Source organism: Mycobacterium sp. IDUB_9 (assembly GCF_055419505.1).
On the sequence record NZ_JBVAXU010000010.1, the window covers coordinates 131,309 to 155,713 of the forward strand.

General features: G+C 65.0%; 21 protein-coding genes and 1 tRNA gene. 10 read left to right on the top strand and 12 right to left on the bottom strand.

Annotation, left to right across the window (positions count from 1 at the left end; translation table 11 throughout):
* Window positions 1-128 precede the first annotated feature (128 nt).
* From ACZY08_RS28960 to ACZY08_RS28970, 3 genes are all read left to right on the top strand, one after another.
* Entirely contained in the window at window positions 129-1,481 is a 1,353-nt protein-coding gene (locus ACZY08_RS28960) for an aromatic ring-hydroxylating oxygenase subunit alpha (protein ID WP_463748045.1), read from the top strand.
* Between the two features lie 44 nt (window positions 1,482-1,525).
* Window positions 1,526-1,990, top strand: coding sequence for a hypothetical protein (locus ACZY08_RS28965; RefSeq protein ID WP_463748046.1), 465 nt, complete (start codon window positions 1,526-1,528; stop codon window positions 1,988-1,990).
* 80 nt (window positions 1,991-2,070) lie between these two features.
* Window positions 2,071-2,535, top strand: a complete 465-nt coding sequence (locus ACZY08_RS28970; RefSeq protein ID WP_463748047.1) for a GtrA family protein — start codon at window positions 2,071-2,073, stop codon at window positions 2,533-2,535.
* 6 nt (window positions 2,536-2,541) lie between these two features.
* Here ACZY08_RS28970 and ACZY08_RS28975 read toward each other — a convergent pair whose 3' ends face one another.
* Together ACZY08_RS28975 and ACZY08_RS28980 are read right to left on the bottom strand one after the other, a co-directional pair.
* Complete coding sequence (locus ACZY08_RS28975; RefSeq protein WP_463748048.1) at window positions 2,542-3,360, bottom strand: acyl-CoA thioesterase domain-containing protein; 819 nt, start codon at window positions 3,358-3,360, stop codon at window positions 2,542-2,544.
* Between the two features lie 44 nt (window positions 3,361-3,404).
* Window positions 3,405-4,103, bottom strand: a complete 699-nt coding sequence (locus ACZY08_RS28980; protein WP_463748049.1) for an MBL fold metallo-hydrolase — start codon at window positions 4,101-4,103, stop codon at window positions 3,405-3,407.
* 50 nt (window positions 4,104-4,153) lie between these two features.
* Here ACZY08_RS28980 and ACZY08_RS28985 point away from each other — a divergent pair, with 50 nt between their 5' ends.
* The 3 genes from ACZY08_RS28985 (at window position 4,154) to ACZY08_RS28995 (ending at window position 6,333) form a co-directional block, all read left to right on the top strand.
* Window positions 4,154-4,975 (top strand): tat pathway signal sequence, encoded by an 822-nt coding sequence (locus ACZY08_RS28985; protein WP_463748050.1) that lies wholly within the window; start codon window positions 4,154-4,156, stop codon window positions 4,973-4,975.
* A 76-nt stretch (window positions 4,976-5,051) separates the two neighbouring features.
* Window positions 5,052-5,828 carry a DoxX family protein gene (locus ACZY08_RS28990; protein ID WP_463748051.1) on the top strand — a complete coding sequence of 259 codons (777 nt, stop codon included), beginning with the start codon at window positions 5,052-5,054 and terminating at the stop codon, window positions 5,826-5,828.
* Window positions 5,829-5,838: 10 nt separating this feature from the next.
* Window positions 5,839-6,333: an RDD family protein gene (locus ACZY08_RS28995; RefSeq protein ID WP_463748052.1), complete on the top strand. Its 495-nt coding sequence runs from the start codon at window positions 5,839-5,841 to the stop codon at window positions 6,331-6,333.
* 31 nt (window positions 6,334-6,364) lie between these two features.
* Here ACZY08_RS28995 and ACZY08_RS29000 read toward each other — a convergent pair whose 3' ends face one another.
* Both ACZY08_RS29000 and ACZY08_RS29005 read right to left on the bottom strand, forming a co-directional pair.
* The gene (locus tag ACZY08_RS29000) at window positions 6,365-7,786 is read right to left on the bottom strand and encodes a GntP family permease (protein WP_463748053.1); all 1,422 of its coding nucleotides are present in this window, start codon (window positions 7,784-7,786) and stop codon (window positions 6,365-6,367) included.
* A complete protein-coding gene (locus ACZY08_RS29005; RefSeq protein WP_463748054.1) occupies window positions 7,783-8,310 on the bottom strand; it encodes a gluconokinase in 528 nt (175 codons plus the stop codon). The genes ACZY08_RS29000 and ACZY08_RS29005 overlap by 4 nt, the downstream gene beginning before the upstream one ends.
* Before the next feature lie 123 nt (window positions 8,311-8,433).
* Between ACZY08_RS29005 and ACZY08_RS29010 the strand changes: the two genes are divergently transcribed.
* Together ACZY08_RS29010 and ACZY08_RS29015 are read left to right on the top strand one after the other, a co-directional pair.
* Window positions 8,434-9,150: a FadR/GntR family transcriptional regulator gene (locus ACZY08_RS29010; protein ID WP_463748055.1), complete on the top strand. Its 717-nt coding sequence runs from the start codon at window positions 8,434-8,436 to the stop codon at window positions 9,148-9,150.
* Window positions 9,151-9,158: 8 nt separating this feature from the next.
* The gene (locus ACZY08_RS29015) at window positions 9,159-10,046 is read left to right on the top strand and encodes an SCO6745 family protein (protein WP_463748056.1); all 888 of its coding nucleotides are present in this window, start codon (window positions 9,159-9,161) and stop codon (window positions 10,044-10,046) included.
* 3 nt (window positions 10,047-10,049) lie between these two features.
* Here the strand turns inward: ACZY08_RS29015 and ACZY08_RS29020 are convergent, their stop codons facing one another.
* From ACZY08_RS29020 to ACZY08_RS29050, 7 genes are all read right to left on the bottom strand, one after another.
* A complete protein-coding gene (locus ACZY08_RS29020) occupies window positions 10,050-10,376 on the bottom strand; it encodes a YnfA family protein (protein WP_463748057.1) in 327 nt (108 codons plus the stop codon).
* A gap of 3 nt (window positions 10,377-10,379) precedes the next feature.
* Complete coding sequence (locus tag ACZY08_RS29025) at window positions 10,380-11,126, bottom strand: ABC transporter ATP-binding protein (RefSeq protein ID WP_463748058.1); 747 nt, start codon at window positions 11,124-11,126, stop codon at window positions 10,380-10,382.
* A complete protein-coding gene (locus tag ACZY08_RS29030; RefSeq protein ID WP_463748059.1) occupies window positions 11,110-11,964 on the bottom strand; it encodes an ABC transporter ATP-binding protein in 855 nt (284 codons plus the stop codon). The genes ACZY08_RS29025 and ACZY08_RS29030 overlap by 17 nt, the downstream gene beginning before the upstream one ends.
* The gene (locus ACZY08_RS29035) at window positions 11,961-13,163 is read right to left on the bottom strand and encodes a branched-chain amino acid ABC transporter permease (protein WP_463748060.1); all 1,203 of its coding nucleotides are present in this window, start codon (window positions 13,161-13,163) and stop codon (window positions 11,961-11,963) included. The genes ACZY08_RS29030 and ACZY08_RS29035 overlap by 4 nt, the downstream gene beginning before the upstream one ends.
* Window positions 13,160-14,197 (bottom strand): branched-chain amino acid ABC transporter permease, encoded by a 1,038-nt coding sequence (locus ACZY08_RS29040; protein WP_463748061.1) that lies wholly within the window; start codon window positions 14,195-14,197, stop codon window positions 13,160-13,162. The genes ACZY08_RS29035 and ACZY08_RS29040 overlap by 4 nt, the downstream gene beginning before the upstream one ends.
* 83 nt (window positions 14,198-14,280) lie before the next feature.
* Entirely contained in the window at window positions 14,281-15,492 is a 1,212-nt protein-coding gene (locus tag ACZY08_RS29045) for a branched-chain amino acid ABC transporter substrate-binding protein (protein WP_463748062.1), read from the bottom strand.
* Between the two features lie 197 nt (window positions 15,493-15,689).
* Window positions 15,690-16,316, bottom strand: coding sequence for an ANTAR domain-containing response regulator (locus ACZY08_RS29050; RefSeq protein ID WP_463748063.1), 627 nt, complete (start codon window positions 16,314-16,316; stop codon window positions 15,690-15,692).
* 83 nt (window positions 16,317-16,399) lie between these two features.
* Between ACZY08_RS29050 and ACZY08_RS29055 the strand changes: the two genes are divergently transcribed.
* Window positions 16,400-16,476, top strand: a tRNA-Leu gene (locus ACZY08_RS29055).
* A 207-nt stretch (window positions 16,477-16,683) separates the two neighbouring features.
* On the top strand, window positions 16,684-17,358 hold the full coding sequence (locus tag ACZY08_RS29060; RefSeq protein ID WP_463748064.1) for a methyltransferase family protein: 675 nt from the start codon (window positions 16,684-16,686) through the stop codon (window positions 17,356-17,358).
* On the opposite strand, the gene ACZY08_RS29065 is transcribed toward ACZY08_RS29060, so the two are convergent.
* Window positions 17,252-24,405 (bottom strand): amino acid adenylation domain-containing protein (locus ACZY08_RS29065; RefSeq protein ID WP_463781872.1); only part of this gene is annotated, 7,154 nt, incomplete at its 5' end. The genes ACZY08_RS29060 and ACZY08_RS29065 overlap by 107 nt on opposite strands.

A 24,405-nucleotide genomic window follows, 5' to 3' on the forward strand; every position in this document is an offset into this window, starting at 1 on the left:
TATTGAATATACGTCTATGTATAGTAGTGACCACAGTCACAAACAGCGGCCCCGACTGTCGCCAGGCTCGGGGCACACCGACGTCACCAACACCTCACAGCCCGGATATCAAATGAGGAGGCCCGCTCGTGCAGACAGCACGCCCCGGAAACTGGGTGGACAACGCCACCCGCCTGGACGACATCGCGCCGGACGCCTATCGGATGGAGATTCCGACGAGTCGCTATATTGCGCCGGAATTCGTTGCTCAGGAACGTGATTCGATCTGGAAGAAAGTCTGGCAGGTGGTCGGCCGGGTGGACGAGTTACCCAACGCCGGCGACTGGAAGCAGTACCAGATCTTCGATCAGTCCTATCTGATCGTGCGGGGCAAGGATGGCACGATCCGAGGCTTTGTCAATGCCTGCAGGCATCGGGGCAACGTGCTGTGCCGCGAAACCCGTGGAAACGCCAAACGCGGCTTCCTGTGCCAGTACCACCTGTGGTCATATGACCTCGACGGCCGACTCAAGGGCATGCTCCGGGAAGCGTTGGCCGGGCCGATCGACAAGGACACCCACGGGCTCATCGACGTCTCGGTGGGCACGTTCGCCGGGTTCATCTTCCTGAATCCGGATCCCGATGCCGCGCCCTTGGCCGACTTCATCGGCGACGAGGTCGCGACCATGCTGGCGCCGTATCACCTCGACCAGATGGTGACCGTGATGGACGTGACCGAGGCCATCGACTGCAACTGGAAGGTCGTCCTCGATGCCTTTCAGGAGGGCTATCACATCGACGGCATCCACCCGCAGTTGCTGCGAGTGATCAACATCGACCCGGCCACGAGCCGGTACCGGTTCTTCGATCGGCACAGCGTGTCGATGGCACCGTTCGATGTTGTCGGCGCCACGCCGGAGCAACAGGTCGACGGCATCATGGACCTACCAGAGACCTTCCCGTCGACCGTTGCGGTGCTCCCCCGCTTCCAGGAGCTGGTCGCCGAGTACCGCGCCGATGACGGCTCGTTGAACTTCCCCGACGGAGTGACCGCGCGCACGCTGCTACAGAGGGCAACGCGAGATACGTTGACCGGCATGGGACTTGATGTCAGCGGTCTGACCGACGCCCAGATGAGCGACAACCACGGGTGGGTGTGGTTCCCGAATTTCTTCATGACCATCCGGGCCGGGGAAGCCACGATCATCATGGCGCTACCGCATCCCGACGGAGACCCCAACCGGTGCATCTGGCACGTGGCCAGCTACATGTGGTTACCCGACGAGCACAAAGCCGCGTTCACCGCGGAACCGATCGTGGTCGACCAGGCGGGCAGCTACAAGTATTTCGAAGCGCTGCAACAGGATTACGAGCAGATGCCGCGTCAGCAGATCGGATTGCGCAACACCGCTCTCGAACACATGGCCTTGGTCAAGGAAGAAGTCGTCATCGCGCACTTCCATTCGGTCGTAGACAGATATCTGGCGACAGCCGGATTCTGAGCCTAACCGACCGCCATTCCGACCACAGAAGAGGAACTTCCCCGTTGAGAGACGTCAGCGAAGTTGTCGAAGAATACACCGGCCGCCGCCGCACCGTGGTGCAGTACGCCGTCACCACCAAGCAATTGGTAGGCGCCGCAAAACAACCCGGCTTCGGGGCCGACGGTTGGGCCCCGCTGGCCGCCTTGGTCGCCGTTGGCGAGTTCGAACGCGTCGGCAATTTCAAGGAGGTCATGAACTGGGAGCAGTACACCGACTTCATGACGAACTGGGCCGCGACTTCCGAGTGGGACGGCTTGTTCAAACGCGTCAGCGAGGTTGACGGCATCGTGTTCCTCGAACTCGAGGAGCACACCAAGATGGGCGACTTCGAGTCGGTGGTCAACTCGATCTCGGTGTACGAGTTCACCGCCGACGACAAGATCCGCCACATCGACCTCTATCTGCAGATGGCGCTGCCGAACACCGAGATGCTGACCAGCTATGAGGGAGTTGCGATCTCGGAGTGACTGCCACCCCGTGCGGACACCGCCGGTGGAGTTCGCCCGGTGCTCACGGTCCCGACATCTTCCGATGCCACAGTGTCCATGTGCGGAGCGAACCGAGCCGGGTATCCTCGGCCGAGCGATTCCACCAGAGGTGCGTCGTGTCGGTGCGTATCCTGCCCGCGCCACTGAATTCTCTTGTGGCACCGACCTTTCTCGGTTTCGCCTTGATCAACACCTTCACCTTCGGCGTCGATCTGGCCATCCTGACGATGCTGCACGGCGGGTTGCGGGCGCCGCTTCCTGTCGCGGTGACCGTCGGATACGCCGCGGCCTTCGGCCTGGCCTACCACCTCAACCGGACCCTGAACTTCCGTTCGCATGCAGCCGTAGGTCCCCAACTGACCGTCTACGTCGTGGTTGTCGTTATCAACTACCTGGCGTTCATCCTGGGAGTGTCCAGTGGCCTGGCAACTCTGGGGGTCGAGTACCACCTGGCGCGGATCGTCGCCGGCGGCTGCGAGGCCGCCTTCATGTACAGCGCGATGCGATGGGTGGTGTTCCGGTGACCCGGGCTACCGGGGCGCCGTCCGTTCTGGAAACGGATCATTGGAGAAATCGATCTGAGCCGCGGGGTTGCTGATCGCCGTGACGAGGCCGGTGCCGAACGCTCCGGCGCTGTCGTACAGCGTCGAAGCCCCCACGGCGACGCCGTCGGCGGCCCAATGCGAGTCCGCCTGCACACCGATCCACTCGTCACCGGGGAGTCGGGACAGCGCGACGGTGAGGTCACCGTTGATGTAGCCGACGCCGGCGGTTCCCAGGTTGGTGACCAGGCTCGTGCCCTCAGCCGCCATCGCTGCCCGCACAAACGGTGAATTCGGGTGCCCCTGCACCACGGTGATGGTGCGGTTCATGAATCGCTTACGCGACGCGTTCTGATGGTCGGCGATGGCGCGGCCCCACCCTCCCGCGTCACTGCCCATGTACGTCGTCCGGTCCCCGTCGAGCGCGGCGGGCGGTTCGAAGTCGGTAGATGCAGTCCACTCCTCGCCCCGCGGCGGTGCACTGAGCCGGTATTGCACCAACGTCGCACGCGCCACGGTCACGCCGTCCTGAACCAGTTCGCACTCGGAATTACGGACCCGTCGGCCATCGCGGATCAAAGCCACCTTTGTCGTGGTCGGCAGCCCACGCGCGGCTTTGAACAAATCGACCGTCAACCGCGCCGGCAGATACTCGGGAAGCCCGAAGGCCGACTCCAGCGCCCGGGCGGCCAGGCCGACCAGCGCCGGCCCGTTGAGGTGGTCCTCACCCCAGTGGCTCTGCGCAAACCGGGTCGGCTGGAACCTGTCCTGCTCGGACTGCACAAAATGGGCGTCGACCTCCGTCATCGGCGAATCGTCGCATATGGGCTAACTAAATCGGTCAGCGGGGATCACGTAACGCGCCGGGCGCTCAGCCAGCGCTGCTGGAGCCGGATGAAATGGGCATCGACGACGGCGCCGTGGCCGGGCACGAACGCCCCGTCCTCCCCGCCCGCGGCCAGCACCACCTCAAGCGTGGCCGGCCAGGCCACCAGATCGGAGTCGGCGTCGATCACCGGGTCGCCCGACTGTTCCACGAGATCTCCGCAGAACACCACCGTGCGGTCGTTCGGCACCGTCACGATCAGGTCATGGGCGGTGTGGCCGGAGCCGGGACGGCGGATGCTCACGGACCGGCCGCCGAGATCGATATCGGCGCTGGACACCTGGTGGGCAGGAATCGACATCGCCGCAATCGCCCGGTCGACGTCGTCGGTGTCGGCACCGTGTCGGATCGCATCCGCGCGCAGGTGGGCCCGACGCCGCACCATGGTGACGGCAACCTCTGGGGCGCAGTGGATTTCGGCGACCTTGAACCAGGAGCAACCGAGGATATGGTCGAAATGGTTGTGGGTCAGGACGATATGGCCGACGGGCTGCCCCGTCAGCGAAGCTACGTCGGCTTCGATTCCCGCGGCCTCGGCCAACGTGGTGCCGGAATCGATCAACAGGGTCTGCGCGTCGCCGCTGACCAGTCCGACCGTCACGTCAAGAAATGGCAGGCGGGTGCGCCATACACCTGCACCCAACCGCTCCCAGTCGAAGTTCATCGTCCACCGTGAATGCCGACAATGCGCCGCACGCCTGCGAAGCTACTCCTGTGCGCCGCATCCTGTTCTGTGTTCTTGTACTCGCCGCCGTCGCCTGCGGTATCACCGTCCCGTCGGCGTGGGCGGCCTGCGCGACCGCGACCGACTGCGGCTTCGCCGAACGGATCGCCGCTGCCGACGCCTATCTGACGACGCGCCCCGGCACGGTCGGATACGTACTGCGCGACCGGACCACCGGTGCCGTCTACCGGAACAGTCACGCCGGCGAACAGGTGTGGACGGCATCGACGATCAAATTGGGCATGGTGGTCGACCTGTTGACCAGACAACGGGCGGGCACTGTCACGCTGACTGATGCGGACCGGTCCCTGATGGCGGCCATGCTGCATTCTTCTGACGACGATGCCGCCGACACCCTGTGGTCCCGGTACAGCGGCGCCGATCATCAGGCGTTCAACGCCGATTTCCCGGCCTACGGGCTGACCGGACTTCAACCGCAGCGCGGATTCAGTCGGATCTACCCCTATTGGGGCTTCCAGAAGGCCACACCCGAAGATCTGGACCGATTGATGACCTACACGCTCACCAGCCTCACCACAGCCGAGACCGCCGGCATCGTGGATGCGCTGCAGCACGTGGACGCGAACCAACAGTGGGGCGTCTGGGGCGCCGGACCGGCGATGAATCCCGGCAACAAGGACGGCTGGTCGCTCGAGCAGGGCGGCTGGGTGGTCAACAGCGTCGGTTTCGCCGGACCGCAGCAGCGCTACACGTTGGCGATCATGAACTCCCTCGGCGATCAGGGCGGCTATGACGAGGGAGTACAGACCACCACCCACCTCAGCGAAGTACTGCTGGCCGGGCGCCGGTGAGCTGACCGCGCAGGTTTGCCGTGCCGGGCTAGGGGGCAACTACTAGCTCATGTTGATCAGACGAATCGCCCGCCCTATGTTGTCTGCGACCTTCATCGCCCGAGGTGTCGAAACCCTGCGCGACCCGAGTGCCTCCACCGAAACGACACGCAGAACGCTCGGCGCGCTGAGTGCCCTACCCGGCCCGGTCGGCGCAGGAGTACCCAACAACGCCGACGCGGTTGCACGGGTCAACGCGGCGGTTCAGGTGGCGGGCGGACTGCTCTTCGCGCTCGGCCGTGCTCCCCGGCTGACCGCGGCGGCGCTGGCCGTCACGATGATTCCGAGAAGCATTGGTTCCCAAGCATTTCTGAAAGATTCCGACCCGCAACACGCCGCGGCGCAGCGGCGTGAGTTCCTCACCGACGTGAGTCTGCTGGGCGGCCTGATCATCGCGGCGGCCGACACCGCGGGCAAACCGTCCCTGGCCTGGCGCGGACGCCGGGCCGCACGGCAGGTCTCGGCCAGCGTCGCCGCCGCTGTTCCCGGTGTGACGACCGGCAGCCTCAACAACAACGCCCTCACCGACAGTGCGTTCGCGGAGAAGGTCGGGCAGGGCCTGGCCGTCGGTGCCGAACGGGGCCGTGAGCTGGCCGATGTAGCGGTCGAGCGGACGAGCGAATTGGCCTCCGAGTTGGCGCAACTCGCGCGGGAACACGGGCCAGAAGTGGCCGACGCGGCCCGTGAACGTGCCACCGAGTTCGCGCACATCGCCCGTGAGCGCGTACCCGAACTTGCCGAGGCGGCCCGCGAACGTTCTGCCGCGGTGGCCGATATCGCGCGAGCTCAACTTGATCAGCGCCGCAATCGGTAGCGTTGGGGGCATGAGCACGGGTGACTATCAACCGGGATACGGTCAGTACGGACAACAGGGTGGCTATCCGCCGCCTTACAGCACGCAAGCACCTGGGGGCCTGGGCCGGCGCTGGCTCGCCAGGGTGATCGACGGGATCTTCGTCATGATCGTGGCGTTCTTCCTGTCGTTCGTCACCGATTCGCTGTCCAGCTATTGGGTAACCGGACTGTTCACCGGACTGCTGATGTTCGTCTACTACGTGGCTTTCGAGGTGGCGATGGGCGCGACGCCCGGCAAGAAGCTGCTCGGGCTCGTGGTGCATGGTCCGGCCAATGCGCCGAAGCCGACGGCCGCGCAGTCGGCGATCCGCAATGCCTTCACGCTCCTGACGATCATCCCGTTCGTCGGCGGCTTCCTGGCCGTTGTCGCGATGATCATCATCGCGGTGACCATCAGCTCCAGCCCCACCAAACAGGGCAAGCACGACGAACTCGCCGGCGGCACCCAGGTGGTCCGGGGCTGAAACCCGTTGTGTGGCGGCTCGGCTTACCCGTTCAGACGACGAGCCCCAGCAACAGCACGAAGAGCAGGCCGGACACCGACAGCACGGTCTCCATCAGTGACCAGGATTTGATGGTCTGACCCACGGTCATCCCGAAATACTCCTTCACGAGCCAGAATCCGGCGTCGTTGACGTGCGAGAAGAACAGCGAACCGGCACCCACCGCGAGCACCACGAGTGATACCTCGCCGGTGCTCATCCCCTCGACCAAGCCGAGCATCAGTGACGAGGCGGTGATGGTGGCCACGGTGGCCGAACCGGTCGCCAACCGGATCAGGACGGCCAGCACCCACGCCAGCAGCACCACCGACAGGTTGGCGCCCTTCGCCCATTCGGCGAGCAGGGTGCCGATACCGGTGTCGACCAGAACCTGTTTGAAGCCACCGCCGGCTGCCACGATCAGGATGATGCCGGCCACCGCCGGGAGCGATGACTCGATGCATTTCACGATCTGGTCACGGGTCATCTGTGCACCGCGCCCGAGGGTGAACATGCCGACCACCACCGCGATCAGCAATGCCATCAAGGGCTGACCGAGGATGTCGAACGTCTGACGCAGCAGATGGGACTTGTCGTCGACGAAGATGTCGACGAGCGCCTTGCCCATCATCAGGGCCACCGGCAGTAGAACGCTGAACATGGTGATGGCGAACGTCGGCCGTGCCTTCGTGGCGGTCGTGGTGGCCCCACCGGAGTCAGCGCCTGCGGAGTCCGCCGCGTCGAACCGGTCCGGGACCTCCAACACCACCCAGCGACCGGCCAACTTGCCGAACAACGGACCTGCCACCACGATCGTCGGGATTGCCACCAGCACACCCAGCGCCAAGGTGACTCCGAGATCGGCGTTGAGCAAGGAGATCGCGGCGACCGGTCCGGGATGCGGTGGCACGAAGCCGTGCATGGCCGACAGGCCCGCCAGCGCGGGGATGCCGACGGTGATCAAGGACAGTTGAGAACGGCGGGCCACCAGGTAGATCACCGGCATCAACAACACCAGGCCGATCTCGAAGAACATCGGTAGTCCGATGATGGCGCCCACCAACGCCATTGCCCACGGCAGCGCCCGTGGCGAGGCATGCCCGACGATCGTGTCCACGATCTCGTCGGCGCCCCCGGAGTCGGCCAAGAGCTTGGCGAACATCGCACCGAGAGCGATCAGGATCCCGACGCTGGCAGCGGTGGATCCGAAGCCGGTGGAAAAGGAAGCGAGTACATCGCTCACGTTCTCGCCCGCAGCGATGCCCACGGTCAGCGCGCCGAAGATGAGGGCCAGGAACGGATGCAGTTTGACGATCGTGATGAGCACGACGATCACGGCGATGCCGGCCAGTGCGGCCAGGACCAACTGCGCGCCGCCGGCCACCGGCTCGACCAGCTCGGTCCCGGCCGCGAGATGAGTGAGCGCCGAGGTCATCGGTTCTCCTGTTCTGTTGTCGCAGTGTCGGATCGGACTGTGCCCCGGTGCACGTACTCGTCGACGATGGCGTCGATGCTCTGATCCACGTCGATGGCGACACCGACCTCATCAGGGCCGAGCGGCTCCAGCGTCGCGAATTGCGAGTCCAGTAGGGCGGCCGGCATGAAATGCCCCGGTCGGCTGGCCTGGCGCCGGCGGATCACCTCGGGTGATCCGCTCAGATACAGAAACACCACATCGTGGCAGTGCTGCCGCAATTGGTCGCGGTACTTGTGTTTGAGCGCCGAGCAGCTCATCACGCCGCCATGGTGGTGCTTGGCGAGCCACTCACCGATCGACTCCAGCCAGGGATAGCGATCATCGTCATCGAGGGCGTGCCCCGCAGACATCTTGGCGATGTTGGCGGCGGGGTGAAAATCGTCCGCGTCGGCGAACGGCACCCGCATCCGCTGTGCCAACGCGGCCCCGACGGTCGACTTGCCCGACCCCGATACGCCCATGACCACGACTGGTGAACCCATACATCCGCCTCACAATGTGTGTCTGCCGTCACACAGTTTGGCGTAAAAAGCATACGATTGCAACACCGTCACAATTAGATCTGTTTATTAACCACTCCATGCGAGATATGACAGGATGTGAACGTGTCCTCGCCCTCAAACGTCGGCGCGCTGCATGCCAGTCTGCTGACCGCGCTCGGCACCGGAATCGTCTCCGGCAAACTGGCGGCTGAGCAGGTACTGACCCTGGACCGGGTCAGTGCCGAGCACGAGGTATCCCGCAGCGTCGCGCGCGAGGTCATCCGGGTACTCGAATCGATGGGCATGGTGGAATCTCGGCGCCGGGTAGGGATCACCGTCCAGCCCGCGCGCAAATGGAATGTGTTCGACCCCATGCTCATTCGCTGGCGACTGCAGGCCGGCGACCGCGCCGCCCTGCTGGCATCGCTGTCGGAACTTCGGCGAGGTTTCGAACCGGCCGCCGCAGCACTCGCCGCCAGGCGGGCGAACCCCGATCAGTGCCGAATCCTGGCGGCCGCGGTTTCGGACATGGTGGTGCACGGACGGTCCGGCAATCTCGACGCATACCTGTTGGCGGACAAGGTTTTCCATCACACACTTCTCGATGCCAGCGGCAACGAGATGTTCCGCGCACTCAATGACGTGGTGGCCGAGATCTTGGCCGGACGCACCGAACACGGTCTGATGCCGGACTCCCCCAACCCGGCCGCCATCGAGTTGCACGACGAGGTGGCCCGGGCGATCCGGCTGCGTAACGAGGACGCCGCCGAACGAGCGATGCGAGCAATCATCGACGAGGCCGCCACCGCGGTGACCGACGGTGACGCTCCCGGTGCTTAACTAGCGGTATGGGTCGTTCTCCCGCTTTGGCGCGTCGTTTCTTCGACCGGTTGGAGCCGGTACACGGGGTCACCTACTTCGCGCCGGAATCGCTCGCGGCATTCGCGGAATTCGGCTACCCCGGCTTCTGGATGGGGTACTTCGGTGCCCGCTCGGCGCCGCTGGGCATCGTGCCACCCGAAGTCGTCGCCGCAGCGTTCTACAACTTCACCATCGAGCGCGTGGCCAGGGCGCTGCCCGCGGCCTGGGACAAGGCGAGTCCGGCAACGCTTTTGCGGGTGCGGTCGGATTCGGCTGTCGCGGCCCTGCGCCGCTCCGGGGTAACCGACTCCGAGTCCACCCGACTCGCGGCCGAGCTGACGGCAAAAGCCGCCCGCACCGCACCCTTGGATGGCCGGCCTCTCTATGCCGCCAACCGAGCGCTGCCGTGGCCGGAGGAACCGATCGCGAAGCTCTGGCATGCGGTCACCCTGCTGCGCGAGCAACGCGGCGACGGCCATATCGCTGTGCTGGTCTCCGAGGGGATCAGCGGTCGGGAATGCAACGTGCTGCACGCCGCGGCCGGTCGGGTGCCGCGCGAGATGATCATGCGCGGCCGCGACTATGACGATGAGCAGTGGTCGGGTTATGTCGAACAATTGCGCTCGCGCGGTTGGCTCGACGGTGAGGGTGAGCTCACGGACGCCGGGCGAGACGTCAAGCAGGCCATCGAGGATCGCACCGATGCCCTGGCTCTGAGAGCACTGGATGCGTTGACCGACGACGAGATCAGCACCCTGTTCCGGGTGCTGACGCCGATCACCCGGCAGGTGGTGGCCGCCGGCGACGTTCCGGCCGCCACGCCGATGGGCCTGAACCGTGACGACCTCGACGACGACAGCGCCCATCTGGGCTGACGGTCAGCGCGGGGCGTACATGATCAGTCCGACGCCGACGAGGGCTACCAGCGCACCGGCGACATCCCAGCGATCGGGCCGGAAACCGTCGGCCACCATGCCCCACAACAACGAACCGGCGACGAACACGCCGCCGTAGGCAGCAAGGACCCGGCCGAAATGAGCGTCGGGCTGGAACGCCGCGACGAAGCCGTAGGCGCCCAGTGCGATCACACCGGCGCCCATCCACGTCCAGCCGCGATGCTCGCGCACGCCCTGCCACACCAGCCAGGCGCCGCCGATCTCCAACACCGCGGCGAGGACGAACAGCGCGACCGACTTGCCTACCATTGCTCAAGCCACTCCGAGGTAGGCGGCACGAATGCTGTCGTCCGCCAACAACTCCCGCGCATCGCCGGTTCGGGTGACATTGCCGGTCTCCAGGATGTAGGCCCGGTCCGAGCGACTCAGCGCCTGTTGGGCGTTCTGCTCGACCAGTAACACCGTGGTGCCCTGCGCGTTGATCTCGGAGATGATCTTGAAGATCTGGGAGATCACCATCGGCGCCAACCCCATCGACGGCTCGTCGAGCAACAGCACCCTGGGCCGGGCCATCAACGCGCGCCCGATGGCCAACATCTGCTGCTCACCGCCGGAGAGGGTGCCGCCCACCTGGGAACGCCGCTCGGCCAACCTGGGGAACGTCTCGAACACCCAGTTCAATCGCTCGTCATGCTCGTGGCGGGACGCGAATTTGCGTCCATAACAACCCATCTCCAGGTTTTCCACCACGGTCATGCCCGGAAAGACCCCGCGTCCCTCGGGCGCCTGGATCAGGCCGTCGATGACGCGCTGGTGGGCTTTCACGCGCGTGATGTCGCGTCCTTCGAACCACACCGAGCCCGAGGTCAGCGGCCGTAGACCCGAGATCGCCCGCATCATCGTGGTCTTGCCGGCCCCGTTGGAGCCCAGCAGGGTGACCAACTCCCCCTCGTGCACCACCAGCGAAACCCCGTGCAACGCCTTGATGCGGCCGTAGTGCACCACCGCGTCGCGCACCTCGAGCAGCACCCGGCGGCCGGCGTCAGCCGAGTTCGTCATCGGGCACCCCCAGATACGCGGCGATGACCTTCGGGTCCTCGCGGATTTCATGTGGTGATCCGTCGGCGATCTTGCGGCCGAATTCCAGCACCACGATGCGGTCGGTCACGCCCATCACCAGGCGCATGTCGTGCTCGATCAACAGCACGGTGTAGCCGTCGTCACGGATCTTGCGGATCAGCTCGATCAGCGACGCCTTCTCGGCCGGGTTGAACCCCGCGGCCGGCTCGTCCAGGCACAGCAGCTTGGGCTCAGTGGCCAGTGCGCGAGCGATCTCGAGACGCCGCTGATCTCCGTAGGGAAGATTCTTGGCCTTCTCCTCCCCGCGATGTGCGATGCCGACGAAGTGCAGGAGGGCCACGGCGCGTTCGACCGCCGATCGCTCCTCGCGACGATGCCGTGGGGACCGCACCAGGGCGCCCGGCACCGAGGTCTTGTGCCGCGCATCGGTTCCCACCATGACGTTCTCCAGTGCGGTCATCTCACCGAAGAGGCGGATGTTCTGGAAGGTACGGGCGATGCCACGACGGGTGATCTGATGACGTTTGATCCGGCCCAGCGGGGCGCCATCGAACATGACCGACCCCGAGCTGGGCCGGTACACGCCGGTGATCGCGTTGAAACAGGTGGTCTTACCCGCACCGTTCGGGCCGATCAGCCCGAGGATCTCCCCGCGGCGGATGCTGAAACTGACCGAGTCCAGGGCTACCAGTCCGCCGAACTTCACGGTGAGATCCCGGGTCTCCAGCAGCACCTCACCCTCGGCCGCCTGGATGTCCCGGTGTACCCCGGCCAGCTCCTCGATACTCTCGCTGACGCCGGGCATGGGCTCGCTCATCCCACCGGCTCCTTGTCCGTGGTGCCGCGCAACAACTGTCGGGCCGATCTGCCATAGGTCAACAGCTGCTGGCGTACCGGGAACAGCCCCTGCGGCCGGAAGATCATCAGGACCACCAGTGCCAAACCGAAGAACAGGTACTTCAGGTCACCGAGGTTGATCCCGAGGAATTCGACCCCCAGCAGGCGGTTCGGCAGATACACGACGATGAAGGCGCCGAAGATCACGCCGAGCTTGTTGCCCTGCCCGCCGAGAACCACAGCGCACAGGAACAACATCGAGTTGATGATGTTGAACGTCGGTGGTGCGACGTACTGGACCTGGCCGGCGTAGAGCGCACCGGAGAGCCCACCGATCGCGGCGCCGATCACAAAAGCCCACAGCTTGAACCGGAAGGTGTTGACGCCCATCACCTCTGCGGCGTCCTCGTCCTCGCGGACCGCCACCCAGGCGCGACCGACCCGGCTGCGCTCCAGGTTGCCGACCAGCAACAGGATGCCGATCATCAGGATCAGGCCGAGCCAGAACCACCAGGTGCCGTAGTTGGCCTCGCCGACCGAATTGCCGCTGGAGAACACGCCGTTGGGCAGCTTCTCGCTCTCCCCCACCCGCGGATAGGCAACCTGATTGAGCCCGCGCGAACCGTTGGTGACGTCGGACAGGTTGTCGGCCAGCAGCCGGATGATCTCCCCGAAACCGAGGGTGACGATGGCCAGATAGTCACCGCGCAGGCGCAGCGTCGGCGTTCCCAGGATCAACCCGGCCAGCGCGGTGACGGCCATGGCCAACGGCACGCACGACAGCCAGGCCCAGTCCTTGCTGAAGAATCCGTTGGGACCCACCTTGTTCCACGGACTGTCAGGACTGGTCAACAAGGCGACGGTGTAGGCGCCGACGGCATAGAACCCGACATAACCGAGGTCGAGCAGGCCGGCCTGGCCGACGACGACGTTGAGGCCGATCGCGATGATGGCGATCATGGCGAACTGCGCCATGGTGCCGCCGAAACTGATGCCAGGAGTGTTGAGGAAGCTCGGGGTGAACAACGGCAGCAGTGCCAGCAATCCGAAACCCGCCACGCCGACAACCCATTTGGCCACCCGCGGCAGAGTGGACCAGGAATCGCGAATGGCGTCGCCGGGGGCCAGCAGTGTCTTTGTCACCGAACCGGCGGATTCTGAACCGTGAGACTCGCTCATACCCGTGCCTTCCCGAGGCTTTCACCGAGTATCCCGGTCGGCCGGAACAACAGCACCAGCACCAGCAGCACGAACGCCACGACGTCACGCCATTGCGTTCCGAATACCGCCTGCCCGTAGTTCTCCATGATGCCCAGCAGCAGACCGCCCAGCAGAGCGCCACGGAGATTCCCGATACCGCCGAGCACCGCCGCCGAGAACGCCTTGATGCCGAGTAGGAATCCGCCCGAGTAGATGATGCCCTGAGGCACCTTCAGCGTGTAGAGCAGCGCCGCAGCTCCGGCCAGCAGGCCACCGATGAGGAAGGTCCGCATGATGATGCGCTCCCGGGAAACACCCATCAGCGTGGCGGTGGTCGGGTCTTGGGCCACCGCACGGATCCCGCGTCCGAACTTCGTGCGGTTGATTGCGATGTCGGTCAGAAGCGCCAGCACGAGCGCGGCGCCCACGACCACCAGCGTCACGTTCGACACCGTCGCGCCGAAAATCGTGAACTGGGATTTCGGCTGGACCAGGACGATGGGTTGTTGCGCGTTGCTCCCGCCGTAGCCCTTCATCAGCTTCGGCAGCACGAAGTGCACGAACTCCTGCAATACGAATGACATACCGATGGCCGTGATGAGAAAGGTCAGGGCACGGGCATTGCGTTTTCGCAGCGGTCGGTACGCGATGAGTTCCAGACCGACCGCCGCCGACCCCGAGACCAGCATCGCGAACAGCAGGGCGATGCCGAGATACAGCACGGTCAACGCGACGCCCTTGTTGTAGGCGTTGCCGCTCGCGGTGAAACCGAGAATCACGTCCAGGCAGAAGTAGGCGCCGAACATGCCCAGCATGAAGATCTCGGAATGGGCGAAGTTGATCAGACGGAGCACACCGAAGACCAGGGTGTAGCCCACCGCCACCAATGCATAGATCGCACCCCAGGAGAGGCCGTCGATCGTCAACTGCCAGAACCCGTCTCGCAGGCCATCCAGGTTGAAACTGATGTTGGCTGCCAGGCAGGCGGACTGCTCGACGCACTGGTGAATCATCCGGCGGCGGCTCCTGACTGAAGTGATGTGTAGCGAAACGCGTCCGAGTCCTGGGACGGTCTCGGACGCGTTTCGTATGGCGACTACTTGACTTCGTACATCCAGATCAAGTTGGTGGTCAGTTCGCCCTTGTCGGTCCACTGGTACTTGCGCGCCACACCTTGGCCCTCGTACTTGCGGACGTAATCCAGTAGCGCCGGCCGGGTGATCGCACCGGAGTCGATGCCCTTGAGCAGGATGGTGCCCAGGTCATAGCCCTCGGTGCTGTAGGTGCCGGGCGCCTGACCGAATTTCTTGGTGTACTCGTCGGCGAATGCCCCGGTGGCCGGACCACACGGGCAGGACAGCAGTGCGCCCTTCGACGATTCGCCGGCCTGGTCGACGAACTGTTGGTCCTTGGTGCCGTCGGCGCTGACGAAGGTCGCTGTCACACCGCCGTCCTTGAGCTGCTGCACGAACGGCGCGGCCTCGGAGTAATAACCGCTGTAGAAGACCGAATCCGGGGCGGCGCCCTTGATCTGGGTGACGGCGGCCGAGAACTCCTTGTCCCCCTTCTTCACCGAGATGTTGCACGACGGATCGGCCACCGGGCCAAGGGTTTCACGCACCGCCTCGGCCAGGCCGAGACCGTAGTCGGTGCTGTCGTCGACAACGCAGACCTTCTTGTTGCCGAGCGTGTTCTTGAGGTAGTTGGCCACCGAGGGCCCCTGGACGCCGTCATTGGCCAGACCGCGGAAGAATGTCCGCCACCCGTTCTCGCTCAACGTGACGTTGGTGGCCGATGCGGTGGCGGCGAGCAGGCCGGCCTGGTTGAACACATCACCGGTGGCCTTGGTCTCGCCGGAGAACGCGGGGCCGATCAGACCGATGATGAACGCCTCGTCGACGATCTGCGGCGCTACGCCGGTGGCCTTCTGCGGATCACCTTCGGTGTCGAAGCTCTTGAGTTGCACCTGGCAGCCGGCGTTGGCGGCGTTGTGCTTGTCGATCGCCAGCTGCACGCCGTTCTTGATGTTGATGCCCAGGGCGGCGTCAGGACCGTTGAGGGCACCCATCATGCCGATCATCACCGGCGGGCAGGTGGCCTTACCGTCGCCGGCCGGGTCGGCGGGCGTGACATCCTCGGCGGGTTTGACCTCAGCACCGTTCTCGTCGATCTGAACCTTCTCGACGATCTTCAAATTGGTCTGCGATGCCTCGCCTTCTGGCGAGGATTGGTTACAGCCGGCAATCGCCAGGGCAACCACACCCGCACTTCCGAGAGCAAACGCTTTCCGTGCCACGCGACCGCGCACGCTTCACCTCCGGGTCAGAGTTCTCAGCGGCACCGGCGCCCTGACCTTGTGAGGGCTGGGCGCCGGAGCTTCGGGTAGAACATAGCCAACCACCGGCCCGAGTGCGGGATGTTGAGTGAATGCTTCTTCCGCGCGTACTGGCTGAACGCGGAATTTGGGCCCGGCAGAAACCCACAATTAACAACCGGCGTGGTCGGTCAGTTCTCGGGAGCGGGTGCTTCCTCGGATTCGTCCAGGGTTTCCAGCACCACCTCGGCCACCCGTTTCATGGTGGTACGGCGGTCCATCGCGGCGCGCTGAATCCACTTGAAGGCCTCGGGCTCGGTCATCTTGTGTTTGCTCTGCAGCAAACCCTTGGCCCGCTCGACCAGCTTGCGGGTCTCCAGCCGGTCCCCCAGCGTCGCCACCTCGTTTTCCAGCGCGGCGATCTCACTGAACCGGCTGACCGCCACCTCGATCGCCGGGACCAGATCGGTGACACTGAAGGGCTTGACCAGATAGGCCATCGCCCCGGCGTCGCGGGCACGTTCGACCAGCTCCCGCTGGCTGAACGCCGTCAGGATGACGATCGGGGCGATGCGCTTGCCGGCGATCTCCGAGGCCGCATCGATGCCGTCGCGCCGGGGCATCTTGACGTCCATGATCACCAGGTCGGGCCGCAGGGCCTCGGCGAGCTCGACGGCCTCTTGACCGTCACCTGCCTCACCGACGACCTCATATCCCTCTTCACGGAGCATCTCGGCGAGGTCGAGGCGGATTAGCGCCTCGTCCTCGGCGATGAGCACGCGGCGGGGGCTGTCAGCGTCGTTCGGTGACCCGGTCATGGGGAACATTGTGTCGTGGAGGCCGCTGTTCGGCGACCTCGGGGCCATCCTCTAAGGTGATAGGCCGCAGTACCGAACGGGACGCCCTCGTATCCCAACTGGCAGAGGAAACGGATTCAAAACCCGTACAGTGTGAGTTCGAATCTCACCGAGGGCACCAGGCCGTCACTGGTAGCAGTGAGGCACACGAAGAGCGCGACGGAAACGTAACCGACCAGCGCCGCGTCGAACAGCCCGCAAAGCGCCCTCCACTGGGTCGCGGCTTGTCCCCAATCGCACCACCTCGCGGATAACCGACGGTAGGTTAGGCCGAGCGCTGCGTGACGCCCGCCGGTAGCCGGTGCTGCGGCGGCCGACAAGGAGGATCGTGAAAGCCGTTGCAAGAGTAGTGGGATTCGGGATAGTCGAACTCATCGTGTTCGGCTTGGTGCTGTTCTCCCTCGCCGGCACCGTCAACTACTGGCAAGCCTGGGCGTTCCTTGTGGTGTTCGCTCTCTCGACGTGGATCCCGAGCATCTACCTGCAGCGCGCCGACCCCGACGCGCATCAACGGCGCAAGCATGCCGGCCCGGCCGCCGAAAGCCGAACGCTGCAAAAGATCCTCATCGCCGGGTGGTACGCCTCACTGGCGGCGATGGTCGTGGTGAGTGCGCTCGACCATCGCTTCAACTGGTCGTCGGTGCCGGCGGCGATCTGTGTGGCCGGTGATGTCCTGGTGGCCGTCGGTCTGGGGGTCACCAGCCTGGTCGTCATCCAGAACAGCTTCGCGGCCTCCACGGTTCAGGTCGAGTCAGGTCAGAAGCTGGTGTCCACCGGCCTCTACGGGCTCGTGCGCCACCCCATGTACACCGGCAACGTGCTGACCATCCTCGGCTTCCCGCTCGCGCTCGGGTCCTACTGGGGGCTGTTGCCCGTCGTACCCGGTCTTCTCATGCTCATCGTCCGTATCCGCGATGAAGAGAAGCTACTGGTCGAACAGTTGGACGGATACCGCGAATACGCCGAGAAAGCGCGCTACCGCCTGGTGCCCTATATGTGGTGACCGCAGCGTCGACCCAACCGGGTCGACGCCGCTGTTTTTCCCCACCAAACATGTTTGCCAACTCCCTCTCCCAACCCCCTCCCCACCGGGCGGCCGACAAAATGAGCACCACCAACCCCACGTCAAGGGCTCCGTTGATCGCGGCGATGGCACGCATCGCGGAAATCGAATCGCCGCCCGACTCGAAGAACGACTCCTCCACTCCGACACGGTCGACGCCCAGCACCTCGGCAAAGATGCTGGCCACGATCTGCTCGATCAAGGTGGCCGGGGGGCAGTAGGCATTGTCGGTCTCGGCGACCTCGGATACCGGCACCGGCGTGGCCCCGGGCTGAGCGGGAACCGCCCTGCCGACGATCCATCCGTGCAACCGTCGCTGGTCGGGGCCTTTGACAAAGTCCAAAGACGACACGCGGCGCCCCGGATGGGCGACCATCTCCACCAACACCTTCTTGAACCGCTCCATCAGTGCGTCGATGGATTCGGCGTCGAACACATCGGTGTCGTACTGGACGCGCAGTTCGAGCTCCCGGCCCGGCCCGGCCTGCACCGAGATCGGGTAGTGGTAATAGTCGCGGCTGCTGAAACCGGTGATGGCCAATCCGTCGCCACCCGGCTGCGTCCCCGCCTCGGTCGGATAGTTCTCGTAGACGAAGACGGTGTCGAACAGCCTGTCCTGGCCGGTGATTCGGTGGATGTCGCTGAGCGCCACGTGCTGGTGCTCAAGCGTGTCGTTGTGGGCACTCTGCAGTTGAGCCAACAGATCGGCCGTAGTCGTGTCCGGTGTGAAGGTGGCCCGCACCGGCACCGTATTGATCAGTAGACCCACCATCGAATCCGCGCCGTCGACCTCGGCGGGTCGGCCCGAGACAACGGTGCCGAATGCGACGTCAGGCTGGCCGGTCAGTGAGCTGAGCAGTAGGGCCCAAGCACCCTGCAACACCACATTGACGGTGGTGTGATGCGAACGCGCCAGCTTGGTGAGCGCCCGCGTGGTCCTCGCCGGCACCCGATACGAGTCGACGCGACGCTCACCGAACCGCAACTTCTGCGGCGGGCCGACCAGAATCGGGGTGTCGAAACCGGCCAGCACCTCACGCCACGCTCTATGGGCGGCATGGTGATCGCGTTCGGCCAGCCACGTCATGAATCTGCGATACGGCGAGGCCGCGGGTAACCGCAGCCCGTGGTATCCGGCGAAGATCTCCTGCATCAGGATCGGCATCGACCAGCCGTCGAGCACGATGTGGTGATTGGTCAGGACGAAACGGTGCCGGTCGCGGGCGACACGGATGAGGGCGACCCGGAACGCGGGCTGGTTCTCGAGGTCGCACACTGCTGCCCGCTCGTCCGCACAGATCTTCTCGATCTCCGCGTCGACGCCAATACCGTTGGCGTCCAGTTCGATATACCGCCAGGGCGCCACTGGGTCAGCGGGTATCGCCTGCACGGGCTGCTCGAACTGTGGGCAGAAACGGGCAGCCAGATGCGGATGCCGGCCGACCACCGTCTGCACGGCATCGCGGAGTTGCTGCACATCGAGCGGGCCGCTCAACGCCAGATCCAGCTGCACCGCATAGACGTCGTCGCCGGAGCTGCTGGCGATACCGGCGTGATACAGGAGTCCCTGCTGCAACGGCGTCAAATGCAGCACGTCAGAAAGGGGAAACTCTCCGTGCAGCGCATCGATCTGCTGTTGGCTCAGCCGGGCCGGGGCGATATCCGACGGGGTCAACCCGCCCCCGCCTCGCCTGACATGGGCGCAGATCCCCGCCAGGGCGTCAAACCACAGGCGGCTGATCCGGGTGACGGCCGTCTGATCGAGTGCCGACGGCGCCCACGTCCAGGTGGCATTCAGATGCGGGCCGGTGTCGGTGTCGATCGTCACGGCGTTGAGCTCCACGGAGTGCGCCAGAGCAATCGGCATCGCCCCGGCGGCGCCGGTCAATGACAGGCCTTCCTGGCTGAAACGCCACACGTCACCGGAGGCAAAAGCTGCCGGAGAGCCCAGCCGGCCCAGATAGTTGAACCCGATGACCGGATCGGATCCAGCCAGGTCCACCTCAGGGTTGAGGTATCGCAGCAGACCGTAGGTCAGCCCGTCGGGCAGCGCTCGAAGCTGCTCTTTGGCGTCTTTGATCACCGCACCGAGCGCGGCATCGCCGGCCACCACCTGCGTCCAACGCAGCCCGCCTCCGCGGCCGCCGAAGCTCAATGACACCGGGTACTTGGTGGTGAACCACCCGACCGTGCGTGACAGGTCGATCTCTCGATCGTCGCCCAAACCTGCCAATTCCTCTTGGCGCCCATGACCTTCCACATCAATGGCGACCGGCACACCGCCGGTCCCCAGGTATTGCGCCCACGCTAGGGCAAAGGCGATCAACAAGATCTCCTGCACGCCGGCGTGGAATGCCGACGGCACCTCGCCGAGGAGCATGCGGGTGGTCTCGGTGTCCAGAAACTCCGTCAGGTATCCGGCCGTGGCAAACGTATCCTCGGCCGGTTGGGGTGCCGGCAATGCAGCTGGGACCGAGGTCACCTGCCGCCACACGTCCGCCTGGCCCACCACGTCGGGGTGACGGGCGTATTCAGCCAGCAGGTCGGCCCATCCTGTGAACGACGTTCCGGCGGGCGGCAACAGCACCGGCTGACCGCCGCGATGCTGAGTCCAGGCGATGTTGAGGTCCTCCAGCACAATTCGCCACGACACACCGTCGACGGCCAGATGGTGAACGACCAATGCCAGTTGGCCCGTCAAGGAACTCCACAACGCGCTGACCATGGCGCCGGTAGCAGGATTCAACCGCGACCGCGCCGCCGCCAGCGTGTCTTCGGTCAATACGTCCACCGTGTGCAGGTACGCGCGGGCGTCCATCCCGTCCGCCGGTGGCACCGTGAGAGACCATCCACCCGCGCTGTCGTCCTCGGCACGCAATCGGAGCATGGCGTGCCGATCGAGCAAGGCCTGCAACAGGATTACGACATCGTCCTCGGACGCGCCTGCGGGTGCCTGCAACACCACCGTCTGATTGAACTCGTCGATCGGGCCGTCGGCGGTTTCCAGGTCCTTCAACCACCGCATGATCGGGGTCGGCACCACCGGACCGAGTCCCTCGTCGATCTCGCTGCCTGCGCCGTTGGCCATCCTGACCACCCGCGCCAGCCGAGCCACGGTCTGCTGGACGAAGATGTCGCGCGGGCGACCGGTCAGGCCGGCACCGTGCGCCCGCCATATCACCTGCATGGCCGAAATGCTGTCGCCACCAAGGTCGAAGAACGAGTCGTCGACTCCGACCTGCTCCAGCCCGAGGACTTGCGCGAAGATGCCGGCCAGGATTTCTTCGAGGCCGGTGGCCGGGGCGCGGTAGTGGTCGACGTCTTGGTATTCAGGTGCCGGCAGGGCACGGGTGTCGAGTTTGCCGTTGACGGTCAAGGGCAACGCCTCGATCGCGACGACTGCTGCGGGCACCATGTAGGGCGGCAACGTCTCCCCCAACATGGCGCGCAGGTCAGCGGGGTCGGCGGCCCCGGTGATATAGCCGACCAGGCGCTTGTCGCCCGGACGGTCCTCGCGGGCGATCACCACGGCCTGCTCGACTCCGTCCAAAGCCGTTAACGCCGACTGGATCTCACCGAGCTCGATGCGATAGCCCCGGATCTTCACCTGCTCGTCGGCGCGGCCCAGATATTGCAGTTCCCCGTCCGCACGCCAACACACCAGATCCCCGGTGCGGTACATCCGTTGTCCCGGCGCTCCGAACTGACACGCCACGAACCGCGATGCGCTCAACCCGGGGCGGCCCACGTACCCGGCGCCCAAACCCGCACCGCCCACATACAACTCCCCCACCACGCCGACCGGTACTGGCTGCAGCGAGCGATCGAGCACGAAGAAAGCCAGATGGTCCAGCGGCACACCGATCGGGCTGACGCTGCCCTCGACATCGGCGGCAGTGATCTCACGGAACGAGGCATGCACGGTCGTCTCGGTGATCCCGTACATGTTGATCAACCGTGGTAGTACCGGATGGTCCTGCAACCACTCGCCCAGCCGGGCGGGCTCCAGTGCCTCCCCGCCGAACACCACCAATTCGAGTTGGAGTTCAGATGCCGAACCGGGGGAAAGCTCATCCGCAGCTTGCAGCGCGTAGAACGCCGATGGGGTCTGGCTCAACACACTCACGCGTTCATCGACCAGCAAAGCATGGAACTCTTCGGCCGATCGCGCCACCGAATCGGCGACCACCACGAGTCGCGCCCCGTGCAACAGCGCGCCGAAGATCTCCCACACCGAGAAATCGAAGGCCAGCGAATGACTTTGTGACCACACCTGATCCGCTGACAGCTCCAGCTCGGTGTCCAGCGCCTCCAGCAACCGGGTGACATTGCGGTGCGGGATCGCCACACCTTTCGGCACGCCCGTGGTGCCCGAGGTGTAGATCAGGTACGCGATGTCATCGGGAGCGGGCACCGGCAGGACACCATCGGGACGATCGCCGGTCGCACGAGACGCGAGCTGGCAGACATCGATCACCGTCAACGCATGCCCGGCCAGCCGGTGGGTCAGATCGGTGGTGGTGACCACGGCCACCGGCGCGGAATCGGTGAGAACGAACTCCAACCGCGAATCGGGCACCACCGGATCGATCGGCACATACGCCGCACCGGACTTGAGAACTGCGAAGATCGCGACGATCGCCTCAACCGACCGGGAGAACAGCAGCGCCACCCGCTGCCCCGGGCCGACGCCCTGCTCGACGAGCAGGTGCGCCAACCGGTTCGCAGCCTCGTCGAGCTCTCCGTACGTCATCCGGCGTCCGTCGAAACTGACTGCTACCGCGCCAGGATCGCACGCCACGTGCGCCTCGAACACTGCCGGAATCGACACCGGTGCTGGCGCCGGACGGGTCAGCGTCGCCCGATTGCCCACCTGATCCAGCCGCGCCTGCTCATCGGCGTCGAGCACATCGATCGCCGATAAATGGCTGCTCGGGTCGGCAGCCATCGCCTCGAGCACCCGACGTAACCGATCGACCAGGGCCACGATGCTGCCGCTGTCGAACACGTCGGTACGGAACTCCACCGTCCCCGAAATGCCTGCGGCCTCTCCGGTTTTGGCCCAGCGTTCGGCCAACGAGAACGACAGATCCATGCGGGCGGTGTGGGTGTCCAGCGGTAGCGAAGTGACCTGCAGATCCCCCAGTGCCACCCCACCGTCGGCGTCACCGGTTTGTCCGGGAACGTTCTGCCAGGCCAGCATCACCTGAACCAGCGGGTGATGGGCCAGGGACCGGGTCGGATTCAGCCGCTCGACGAGCACCTCGAAGGGCGCGTCTTGGTGCTCGAACGCACCGAGACTGCGCGCCCGCACCTGTGCCAGCACCTCGGCAACGCTGGGATCACCCGCGAGGTCCACCCGCAGCACCAACGTGTTGACGAAGAATCCGATCAGCTCGTCGAGAGCCGGGTCGCGGCGCCCCGCGATCGGGAAGCCCACCGCGACATCAGAACTCGAGCAGAGTTTCGACAACAACACCGCCAGGGCGGCCTGCATGACCATGAATTTGGTCGCGTCGTGATCGCGAGCCAGGCGCGCGACCTGCTGTTGTAGATCGGCGGGCCACTCCACGTCGACGCGGTCGCCGTTTTGGTCAGCGACCAAGGGATAAGGTCGGTCGGTCGGCAATGCCAGGCGTTCGGGCATCCCGGCCAGGGTGTCCGCCCAGAACCTCAGCTGCTGGGAGATACGGCTGTCGCTGTCCTCCAGATCGCCGAGCTGCGCGCGCTGCCACAAGGTGTAATCCGCATATTGGATCGACAAGGGCTGCCATCCGGGAGCCTGCCCTGCGCTCCGGCCGGCATAGGCCACCCCCAGGTCGGCGACCAGCGGAGTGATCGACCAACCATCGGCAGCGATATGGTGGACCACCGCCACCAGCACATGCTCGTGTTCGGCCAGTCGGAAAACCTTTGCCCGAAAAGGGATCTCGTCTGCCAGGTCGAAGCTGTACCGCGCCGCTTCCTCGACTGCCTGCTGCAACCGCTCTGCCTGCCATCCGACGGTATCGACGACTTCCCAACCGAATTCGATCTTCTCGGCGGGGATAATCAGCTGTTGAGGTGTCCCGTCTACCGTCGGGAACAGTGTGCGGAGGCTCTCGTGACGATCCAGCAGATCGGCGAACGCAGCACCCAGTGCATCGACATCGAGCGGGCCGGCCAGGCGTAGCCCCGCCGCCAGGTTGTAAACCGGTGAAGGCCCATTCAATTGGTCGATGAACCACAGCCGGCTCTGGGCAAACGACAGCGGCATCACTGCCGGCCGCTCGCCGGCCACCAAGGGCTGCTGTCGACCTTCATCACCACCGATGCGAAGCATCAATTGGGCGACCGTGGGAGCGTCGAATACGACGCGCTCTTCCAGACCGGCGTCCAGGGTCCGGTTGAGCGCAGCGACCAGCCGCATGGCCTGCAGCGAATCACCGCCGAGATCGAAGAACGAGTCGTTGACACCGACGCGGTCCAATCCGAGGACCTGGGCGTAGATGCCGGCCACGATCTCTTCGGTCGGTGTGGTCGGAGCGCGGTAACCGTCGAGGTGCTGGTATTCGGGTGCGGGCAAGGCTTTCTTGTCGAGCTTGCCGTTGACGGTCAACGGAAACCCATCCAATGCGACGACCGCCGTGGGCACCATGTAAGACGGCAACCGCTCGGCCAGCATGGCGCGCAGGTCTGCGGGGTCGGCGGTGCCGGTGATGTAGCCGACCAGGCGCTTGTCACCGGGACGGTCCTCCCGGGCAATCACCACCGCCTGCTCGACACCCGCCAAAGCCGTTAACGCAGCCTCGATCTCACCAAGCTCGATCCGATAACCACGAATCTTGACCTGCTCATCAGCACGACCCAGATACTGCAGTTCCCCGTCTTGTCCCCAGCGCACCAGATCACCGGTGCGATACATCCGTAACCCCGGTGAACCGAAGGGGCACGCCACAAATCGGGTCGAGGTCAACGGCGCCCGACCCACATAGCCATAACCCACAC